The organism is Pantoea sp. AS-PWVM4, from assembly GCF_000468095.1.
Classification (GTDB): Bacteria; Pseudomonadota; Gammaproteobacteria; order Enterobacterales; family Enterobacteriaceae; genus Pantoea; species Pantoea phytobeneficialis.
The window spans coordinates 1-9,557 of the sequence record NZ_ASZC01000038.1 but is presented as its reverse complement, the minus strand read 5'-3'; the positions used below and the strand labels follow the sequence as shown (position 1 = coordinate 9,557).

The following is a 9,557-nucleotide window of genomic DNA, read 5'->3' as shown; positions in this document are numbered from 1 at the left end:
GCACAAGATCGAGGCTTAAGCGGCGCGACAAGCTGCCTCCGTTTCGTGTAACGGGTAGCTAACCAGTTACAACTTCAAGATACAAGCGGCGCGATTTATCACGCTAATCCCACGGATTCAACAACATCACCCCCATCCCGGTAAAATCTCGCACATTACGCGTTACCAGAACCATGTCATGATGAATCGCCGTAGCGGCAATTAACGCATCCGTCGCCGGACGTTCGTCAGGGATATGCAGTTGGGCGCACAGGCGGCAGACAGCGCTGTCAATATCCAACGTCCTCCAGGCAAATTCAATCAGCACCCGTTCTTGATACCAGCGCTGCAAATGGTGGGCCTGCGTCGGATCTTTACGCGCAAATTTAAGGATACCTTTTTCAATTTCCATCAACGTGAGGGCGGAGATAAACATATCCTCCGCATTGAGGCTATTTGCCCAGGCGATGACCTGCGGATTGGCTTTTGGCGTCCCTGCCTTGCGTAGCTCAGAAATAACATTGGTGTCCAGTAAATAACGCATCAAAATTCCACATCCCGGTGAATGATGGTAGCGCGATCAGGTTCGAAATCGATGTCCTGCCCGCCAGGCATCGCCAGCGAATCAACAATACTTCTGTGCGTTCCTGCCAGTTTTTTGTAGTCATCGTAGGTCAGTAAAACATGTGCGGGTTTACCGCGGTCGGTAATATAAACCGGGCCAGTTTCTGCCGCTTTTTTGGCACGCGAAACCTCCTGGTTAAACGTTCTGCTGCTAATTTTGGTGATTGTCATGCTCGCTCCACCAAATGTAGTGATGTTGCTACATGGTAGGAGGATTACGTGTTTTGCACAATATTTAAGCATAAAAAAAAGCCCTGCCAAACATCATGTCTGACAGGGCTTTGATTTTTTTAATTACTGGAACGCGTAGCTCACGGTCAGGCCGACGCTGTAGTTACGACCCGGTGCCGGTTCGTAATAGCGGCCATTACTCTCGTTAACGATCACCGAACCGATGTAGTTGCGGTCGAACAGGTTATCGACGCGACCAAACAGATCCAGCGTCCAGCTCTCTTTAATCAGCCACTTATAACCACTGTTCAGGCCCACCACGGTGTATGCCGGGGCTTTCACATCGTTTTCATCATCGGCGGCGATGTCGCTCATATAACGCACATCGGCTCCGGCATACCAGCCCAGATCCGGCGCATAAGACAGTCCGGCATACGCCATGCTGCGCGCGATCCCCGGAATACGGTTGCCGTCACAGCTCTCGGTGCCACAGGCGTTGCTGCGGTAACGTGCATCGAGCAGCGTCCAGGCAGCCTTCACACGCCAGTCTTCGCCAAACTGCTGATCAAGGCCCAGCTCAAGACCACGACGACGGGTTTGCCCGGCATTTTTGTAGCTGGTGCGCCCGTTGCTGCTGCTATCCGCAACGATTTCGTTATCGGTATCGGTCTGGAAAATGGCGGCAGTCAGCAGGCCGTAGCCAATGCGTTTTTTGCTACCCAGTTCGATCGTGTCGCTGGTAGCCGGTTTCAGACCGAGGTTAAGGCCGGACTGACCGTCAGAACGGTAGGACAACTCATTGATGGTCGGGGTTTCGAAACCACGCCCCGCAGAAACATAAGCATTCCAGCTATCATCAATGGCGTATTTCAACGACGCGGCAGGCAGCCAGCGGTGGTAACGCGCGTTGCCGCTGTCGTCGCCGTTGCCGGAGGTGATGTAGAAATCGTTGGAGTCGAAATTGACGGTGCTGAAACGCACACCGGCATCCAGCGACCATTTATCGGTTAGCTGCCACGCGGTTTGCACGTAGGGATCAAGGTTCCACATCAGATTGCGTTCATTACGACGCATATCCCCCATCACGCCGTAATCGGTGACGCCGTTACTGGTAGTGAAGTTCTCGTAGCCTTTGCGGCGTTCAGTCATGGTTTCATAATCAAGACCGCCGGTCAGCGTTACCGGGATGGTGAACAGCGTATCGCGATGCGTCCAGCGGGTATCGATGCCCTGATAATGGCGGGTCAGGGAGATTACGCCGCCCGGATGGGCTGGGCTGGTCTGCGAGCTTGCCGGAATTGACTGATACTGCGTGGTTTCGCGCACCCCGGCATACATCATCACGCTCAGGTCGTCGTTTTCACTCATCTGGCGCTGATAATGCAGACCGCCCTGGGTCTGATCGACGGTTTTACGCGCATTGTACAGGCTGACGTTGCTGACCACCTGACGCGGGTTCTGCTCCCATTGCGCCTGGGTTAAACCGCCGGGATCCTGCGCATCGACATGCACGCTGTTGAACAGCAGCGTCAGGGTGCTGACATCATCAATGCGTACGCCGAGCTTGGCGTTGCCGAGGTTCTTTTCTGCCGAACTGTGATCGCGATAGCCGTGGGTGGTAAAGCGTGAGGCTGAAATGGTGTAGTTGACGTCACCGGCATGGGTGCCGTCGCCCGTCGCGCCACTGGCTTTGACGCTGTTGCGCCAGCTGCCATAGCTGCCGTACCAGGTGCTGGCTTCCAGCGTAGTGGGCTGCTGCCCGGTTTGGGTGTCCACATTGATCACCCCGCCGGAAGAGTTACCGTACAGCGCCGAGAAGGGACCCCGCAGCACTTCAACATGGTCAATCGAGCCGATATCAACGTTGGAGGTCTGACCCTGGCCGTCCGGCATGGTGGCGGGAATGCCGTCTACGTACATGCGGATGCCACGCAGGCCGTAGGTGGAACGCGAACCAAAACCGCGCACCGAAATTTGCAGGTCCTGGGCATAGTTTTGACGGTTCTGAATTTGCATGCCCGGCACGCCCATCAGATTTTCTGACAGGTTAACGCGCGGGGCCGCGTGACGCATATCGTCGCCGGAGACGACGCTGACCGCCGCAGGCGTATCGAGTTCAGATAAACCGGAACTGTCGGGAGTGGCACTGACCACCATGGTGTTGCTGGCATCATCAGCGGCCAGCAGTGGTAACGGAAACACCGCAGGCAGCGCCAGCCACAGCGCCTGGCGCAGTAAAGCTATTCTCATTATGAAAGACCGTAATAAATGAAAGGAAATGAACCGGTTGGAACATAATGAGACATATGTTAATAGTTTTTACCCAGGCTGGCATTACATTTTAAGCTATTTGCCCAATAAAAGGCTGTTACCGTCAGGGGAATAGCTGGGACGGTAAACACATCTGCGGGTGCGGGAGTACTACGGATAGGTTGTCAGGACGTGTTCTATCTGGTTGGACATCGATTTATAAAATTTAAACTGCTCTCCCGCTATGTTGAGAAAAACCGCCTCGTGTATACGCAAGGAATTGAATTTTCTCTTCTTATCTTCAGCGATTCGTATCCGTAAATCTTTAATTATTATTGAACGGTATCCATCATTACCGGGTATTTCTGTCAGGATGCCGTGATAAAGGGTCGCAGGGTCAGATATTTCGTAGAAAGCAACGTCAGCGTCCATTTATTTAACCTGATTAAGCACGGGAGGCTCCCCGCATCATAATTATATCCCGGTATTTTTTCTGCAATGGAAACTAAGACAATCCTGAGGTCATTTTAAGACTGGGTTAACCTCACAACGTGGGTGCTGTTGAAATAAAAGAAAGGGGTTCGCCCGGCATTTATAAACAGCCGCTTTAAACCGAGCGGCTGTTTTATCTCAGATTACGAACGTGTCGCGATAAGGATACGAAAATCAGTGTGCGTGATTTCTTTAAATTGCAATTTTTCCATTGCAGATTCTAATTGATCATGGCTGAGCTTCGGATCTTACCAACGTTTTCTTGGTTGCGGCGCTTCTGACTGCGTCGCCGTTTCTTTGTGGGGCTTGACTTTCTGTTTCGCAAGCGACGACAGTGTCGGCTCCAGGCATGTGTTTATCGTTGTGCCGGATTTTATTTATGCTTTTATCGAAATTCACTTTCTCCCTTGAAGAATAAACCGGATTATTATGTGAAGCGTTGAGATGGTTTTCCATTATTCAGGAATTAGAAGAAATTGTTTTGTCGGTTGTGTTGTTTATTGTGAGTGAGAATTTAGTAGGTGAGTGGTTTTCTTTCAATTTTCTGACATAAATACGGCGCGTTCTGCCAGAGTTGGCCGCCTTTCTGACAATGTCTCAGAGCAGGCAGCCAACCACATCACCACTTCATCTCGCCGCTATTCACCTTCGCGCTCAACGCCAGCGAGCTTTCGTCCGGCAAATTGGGGTAAGCGGCTTTCATCGTCTCAATCACTGCCGCCGAACCTTTCTTCTCTGCCAGCGCGGCTTCAAATTTTTGCAGATAATTCAGCGTGAAGGTCACCGCCTGGTCGCCACTCGGACGGGGGCCAATATAATGACCCGGAATCACCACTTTCGGTTTTAACTGCTGCATTTCACGCAGTACGCTCCGCCACTGCTCGCGACTGGCGGGGGTTTGGGTATCTGCCGTCCAGACGTGAATGCCAGCCGCCACCGCAGTACCGCCGAGAATCGCCCGGTTTGCCGGAATCCAGACATAGGCGGATTTATCCCCGGCGTGGCGTAATTCAATACGTTCGCCATCGACGCTGAAACCGGTCTGATAAGTCGTCTGTGGCACAATTAATTGCGTGGGGGCACCACCCGGCATTTTCGGTCCCCAATATTGCAGCTTGGCCTGCTTGGTGGCGTCGATATGTTCCACCACCAGCGGCGAGGCCACGACTTTTACCTGTGGGAAGGCTTTAACAATCGGTTCCAGACCAAAATAGAAGTCAGGATCGCCCGAGGTAATAACAATCTGCGTCAACTTTTTGCCGCTGGCTTTAATCATCTCCACCAGCTTTTCGCCATCTTTCGGGCTGAACTGCGCATCAAACAATATTGCTTCATGTGGGCCTGACACCAGGGTTGAAGACACCGGGAACAACCCCTGTTCCTGCGGGTTGTAGACCTCAAGGTGCAGTGGTGCGGCCAATACCGGGCCTGCGGTCAGCAGCAAACATAACGGTAATCTCTTCATTTTCATCACATATTCCTTTAAGCGGCAGCCTGCCGTCACTAAAAGCCTCATTGTAGGGAAATCTGGGTCTGTTAGAATTCCCGCAATCAGAGATGGTCAGTTTCATAAAACGATCAGATGGAGCGGATATGGACAGAGTGACGGCGGCAACGGTATTTAATCGTATCTGCGAACTGGGGAGCCTGAGTGCGGCGGCGCGGGCGCTGGATATTTCGCGGCCGATGGTAAGTCGCTACCTGGATGAGATGGAGAAGTGGGCCGGAGCGCGTTTACTGCATCGTTCTTCGCGCCGTCTGACCATTACCCCAGCCGGAGAAAAAATCCTCGAAAAAAGCCGTGCACTGGCGCGACTCGCTGAGGACATTGCCGATCAAGGCGCACAAAGCGACGTGCAGGGCATCCTGCGTGTGGCCTGTGCACACTCCACTGCCACTCATATTCTGGGGCCGATGATCCCGGCGTTTCTGGCCCGCTACCCGGCGCTGCGCATTGAACTGGAGATTAACAATCAGCCCGTGAGTCTGGTCGGGGAGCGCATCGATCTGGCGGTGCGCATCACTAACGATCCTGAACCAGGCGCAATTGCGCGTCGACTCGGGGAATGTGTGTCGGTGGTGTGCGCATCACCGGCGTATTTGCAGCAGTACGGCACCCCGCAAACCCCGCAGGACCTGACACAGCATAATTGCCTGCACTACAGCCGTTTTGCCGGGCAACGCTGGCAATTTAATGACCGCAACGGTGAGGTGATCACCACCACCATCAGCGGCAATTTCAGTGCCGGCATCTCTTCGGTGTTGTGCGATGCCGCCAGCGCCGGTTGTGGTGTGGCGATGGTGCCGGAGATGGAGGCACGCGCGGCGATCAACAGCGGGCAGTTACAACGTTTGATGCCAGACTTTACGCCCAAAACGCTGGGTATCTATGGTCTGTATATGTCACGCGATCGCCAGCCTGCGGCCTTGCGCCTGTTTCTGGCGGCGGTGCAGCAGCGCCTGGCTGAGGATGCGCCAGCGGCAAGTTAAAAAAATGTTTTCATCGCACCTCTGGCCTGGCTGTGGACCACAATTCCTGTCAGGCTAGCGTGTTTATGCCAAATCAGAGAAGGGAAAGAAGATGAGTCAGCAACCTGTGGTAGCGGTGTTAGGACTGGGTGCAATGGGGCATGCTTTTGCTGCCAACCTGCTGAAAAAAGGCTTTGTGGTACGCGGTTGGAACCGTACCCGCGCCCGTGGCGAAGATTTATTGTCAGCCGGGCTGATGCTGGGTGACAGTGCCATCCAGGCAGTGGACGGCGCAGATGTGGTGATCGCCATGCTGTCTGACGGTGAGACGACTCGCCAGGTGGTGCAAGACGCGCAGGGCGCATTGAAGCAGGGCGCTACCCTGTGCCAGATGGGCACCATCGGTGTCGAAGCGACAGATGCGTTAATCGCGGAACTGGCGGCCTCTCGCCCGGATGTGGTGTTTATCGATGCCCCGGTGTCGGGCACCAAGGCCCCGGCAGAAAACGCGCAGATTCTGGTGATGGCGAGCGGCGACCAGAGCAAAGCTGCCGCAGCGGAACAGGTATTTGCGGCGATTGGCAAGGGCACCCAATGGTTGGGTGAGGCCGGTGCCAGTTCGCGTATGAAGCTGGTGGTGAACAGCTGGTTGATCGGTCTGATGCAGAGCCTGGCGGAGAGTACCCGTCTGGCGGAGCAGTTTGGTTTCACCACCGACGATCTGTGGAAAGTGCTGGACGGTGGCCCGCTGGCGGCGCCTTACGCCAAAATGAAACTCGGCATGATTGCCAGCCAGGATTTCACCCCGCAGATGCACCTGATCTGGGCGCTGAAAGATGCCCGTCTGGCGCTGGATGCGGCGGGTGAAGCCAAATTGCCGGCGCTGGAAAATATCGTCGAGGTCTGGCAGCAAGCGGTGGATGCGGGTTACGGCGAGCAGGATCTGGCGGCGGTTTATCAGTTCCTGAAGCGCTAACCCGATGACTGCGGTGCTGAACTTCAGTTTTGCCAGCCGTCCGCTGGTGCCGTACGCCCATGATTATGCGCACGGCGCGGTGGAGCCGTGGCATCACCACGACTGCGCGCAATTGATTCATACCCTGAGCGGCGTGGTGAAGGTGGAGACGCAGCACGGCAGTTGGATCGTGCCGCCCAGCCGGGGTGTCTGGTTGCCTGCGGGTACGCGCCATGCGTTGCAGATTACCGGTCAGGTGGCGGCGCGCACGGTGTTTGTTGATCCGCTGGCGCGTGCTGACCTGCCCGCCAGTTGTCAGGTGGTGCAGATCTCGCCATTGCTGCGTGAACTGATTGTCAGCGCCATTGATCTGCCCGAAAGCTATCAAGCAGGCAGCCGTGCCGAGCGCATCTACGAGTTAATTCTGGATGAAATTCGGGTGATGGATGTGCTGCCGTTCGGCCTGCCGTGGCCGGAGAGCGCACGCTTGTTAACGCTGTGCCAGCAGATCCAGCAGCAACCCGGTGAAAACTGGACGCTGGCGCGGGCGGCGGCGGAATTGTGCGTCGCGGAGCGTACCCTGGCGCGCCACTTCAGTCGCGAAACGGGTTTACAGTTCAGCGACTGGGTGCGGCGCGCCCGTCTTGGCGTCGCCCTGACGCGACTGGCGCAGGGCGATTCGGTGCTGGCGGTGGCACTCGATCTGGGTTACGACAGTCCGAGCGCCTTCAGCGCGATGTTTCGCCGTTTGCTGGGTGTTACGCCAGCGAACTACTTTCCTGCGGCAGAAAAGCGTGGGCGGCATTGAGCAACGCCTGCAATGAGGCGCGCGCCACGTCATTATCGATACCTACCCCCCAGGCGCGTTCGCCACGCGTGTTGAGGCAGCTGAGATAGGTGACCGAACGACTGTCGCTGCGTTTGCCGAGCGTATGTTCGTGATAATCCTCAATGCTCAGCGTCAGGCCATAACGCTGGCGCAGTGCCGCCACCGCCGCTGACAGCAAACCGTTGCCTTTACCCTCCACACTGATCTGCTGCGCGCCTTGCTGCACACGGGCTTTCAGCCGCGTTTCACCGGATTCATCGCTGTGGCTCTCCGCTTCCAGCAAGCGACGCGCCGGGTGGGTCAAGCCGTAGTGCTCACAAAACAATTGCCACAGGGCGTGATGGGTCATCTCCTGACCGTGCGCATCGGTCTGTTGCTGCACGATACGGCTGAAATCCTGTTGCAGACCGCGCGGCAGTTGCAGACCGTGATTCTGTTCCAGCAGCCAGGCGGCACCGCCTTTGCCAGATTGGCTGTTCACCCGAATCACCGCCTCATAGCTGCAACCGATATCGGCGGGATCGAGCGGCAGGTAGGGCATCTGCCAGAAAATTTCCTCGCGCTGTGCACGCTCGGCAAAACCTTTGCGAATCGCATCCTGATGCGAACCGGAAAACGCGGTAAACACCAGCTCCCCGGCATAAGGATGACGTGGATGTACCGGCAACTGATTGCAGCGCGTCACCACTTCCAGCACCTGCTGAATATCACTGAAATCGAGCTGCGGGGCGACGCCCTGGGTATAGAGGTTCAGCGCCAGCGTGACCAAATCGACGTTACCGGTACGCTCACCATTGCCAAACAGGCATCCCTCCACACGATCGGCTCCGGCCAGCAGCGCCAGCTCGGCACAGGCGATACCGGTGCCGCGATCGTTATGCGGATGGACGCTGATGCTCACCTGTGAACGCTGGCTAAAGTGACGGCAGAAATATTCAATCTGGTCGGCATACACGTTGGGGGTGTTCACCTCCACGGTGGCAGGCAGGTTAATGATCATCGGCCTTTGCGCATTGGGTTGCCAGATTGCCGCCACCGCTTCACAAATCTCCAGCGCAAATTCCGGTTCGGTAAAGCAGAACGTTTCCGGTGAGTACTGGAAGGTCCAGGTGGTATCGCCCTGGCTGGCGCAGCGTGCGCGGATCTGTCGAGCCGCCGCGCAGGCCAGCTCGATAATCTCGGCCTTGCTCTGGCGAAACACGCGTTCACGGAACAGCGGGGCGGTAGCGTTGTACAGATGGATGATGGCGCGGGGCGCACCACGCAGCGCTTCAAAGGTGCGATCAATCAAATCGGCACGCGCCTGGGTCAACACCTGAATGGCCACATCGTCAGGGATATGACGCTGTTCAATCAGCAGGCGCACAAAGTCGAAGTCGGTTTGCGAGGCGGCCGGAAACGCCACTTCGATCTCTTTAAAGCCGCAGCGCAGCAGCAGTTGCCAGAATTCCAGCTTGCGCGCGCTGTCCATCGGCGTGGCTAACGCCTGATTACCGTCACGCAGATCGGTCGACAGCCAGCGCGGTGCCTGAGTCAACTGGCGTGATGGCCACTGACGTTCGGGTAAGTTGATAACCGGGTAAGGACGATATTTTTCAGCGGGTTGGGTAAGCATTGGGATTCTCCTTATGTTCTGCGGTCAGTGTTGCCGAAACCCGGTGGTGCAGGCTCGCCCATTGCTGACAACCACCCGCGCAAAACTGACAAATCCTGCGTGATAAATCACGCCGCTACCAACCGTGTCCCTGGCGTATCAACGCGTGATAAATCACGCCGCTACCAACCGTG

Annotated in this window: 8 protein-coding genes; 3 read left to right on the top strand and 5 right to left on the bottom strand. The window is 55.8% G+C overall.

Annotated features, from left to right (window positions below; genetic code table 11):
* Positions 1-103: 103 nt before the first annotated feature.
* The 4 genes from L579_RS22880 to L579_RS22860 all read right to left on the bottom strand — a co-directional run bounded on the left by L579_RS22880 (position 104) and on the right by L579_RS22860 (position 4,987).
* Positions 104-523, bottom strand: coding sequence for a type II toxin-antitoxin system VapC family toxin (locus L579_RS22880; RefSeq protein ID WP_021186488.1), 420 nt, complete (start codon positions 521-523; stop codon positions 104-106).
* Complete coding sequence (locus tag L579_RS22875) at positions 523-774, bottom strand: type II toxin-antitoxin system Phd/YefM family antitoxin (RefSeq protein WP_021186487.1); 252 nt, start codon at positions 772-774, stop codon at positions 523-525. Before L579_RS22875 ends, L579_RS22880 begins: the two co-directional genes overlap by 1 nt.
* A 123-nt stretch (positions 775-897) precedes the next feature.
* Positions 898-3,024 carry a TonB-dependent receptor PqqU gene (pqqU, locus tag L579_RS22870; RefSeq protein ID WP_021186486.1) on the bottom strand — a complete coding sequence of 709 codons (2,127 nt, stop codon included), beginning with the start codon at positions 3,022-3,024 and terminating at the stop codon, positions 898-900.
* Positions 3,025-4,135: 1,111 nt separating this feature from the next.
* Complete coding sequence (locus L579_RS22860; RefSeq protein ID WP_021186485.1) at positions 4,136-4,987, bottom strand: Vmh family MBL fold metallo-hydrolase; 852 nt, start codon at positions 4,985-4,987, stop codon at positions 4,136-4,138.
* 122 nt (positions 4,988-5,109) lie between these two features.
* Between L579_RS22860 and L579_RS22855 the strand changes: the two genes are divergently transcribed.
* From L579_RS22855 to L579_RS22845, 3 genes are all read left to right on the top strand, one after another.
* Complete coding sequence (locus L579_RS22855) at positions 5,110-6,006, top strand: LysR family transcriptional regulator (protein ID WP_021186484.1); 897 nt, start codon at positions 5,110-5,112, stop codon at positions 6,004-6,006.
* A gap of 91 nt (positions 6,007-6,097) precedes the next feature.
* Positions 6,098-6,961, top strand: a complete 864-nt coding sequence (locus tag L579_RS22850; RefSeq protein ID WP_021186483.1) for an NAD(P)-dependent oxidoreductase — start codon at positions 6,098-6,100, stop codon at positions 6,959-6,961.
* Positions 6,962-6,965: 4 nt separating this feature from the next.
* Positions 6,966-7,748, top strand: coding sequence for an AraC family transcriptional regulator (locus L579_RS22845; RefSeq protein ID WP_021186482.1), 783 nt, complete (start codon positions 6,966-6,968; stop codon positions 7,746-7,748).
* Here the strand turns inward: L579_RS22845 and leuA are convergent.
* Positions 7,699-9,384, bottom strand: coding sequence for a 2-isopropylmalate synthase (gene leuA / locus L579_RS22840; protein ID WP_021186481.1), 1,686 nt, complete (start codon positions 9,382-9,384; stop codon positions 7,699-7,701). The two genes, L579_RS22845 and leuA, sit on opposite strands and share 50 nt — an antisense overlap.
* Between the last annotated feature and the right edge of the window lie 173 nt (positions 9,385-9,557).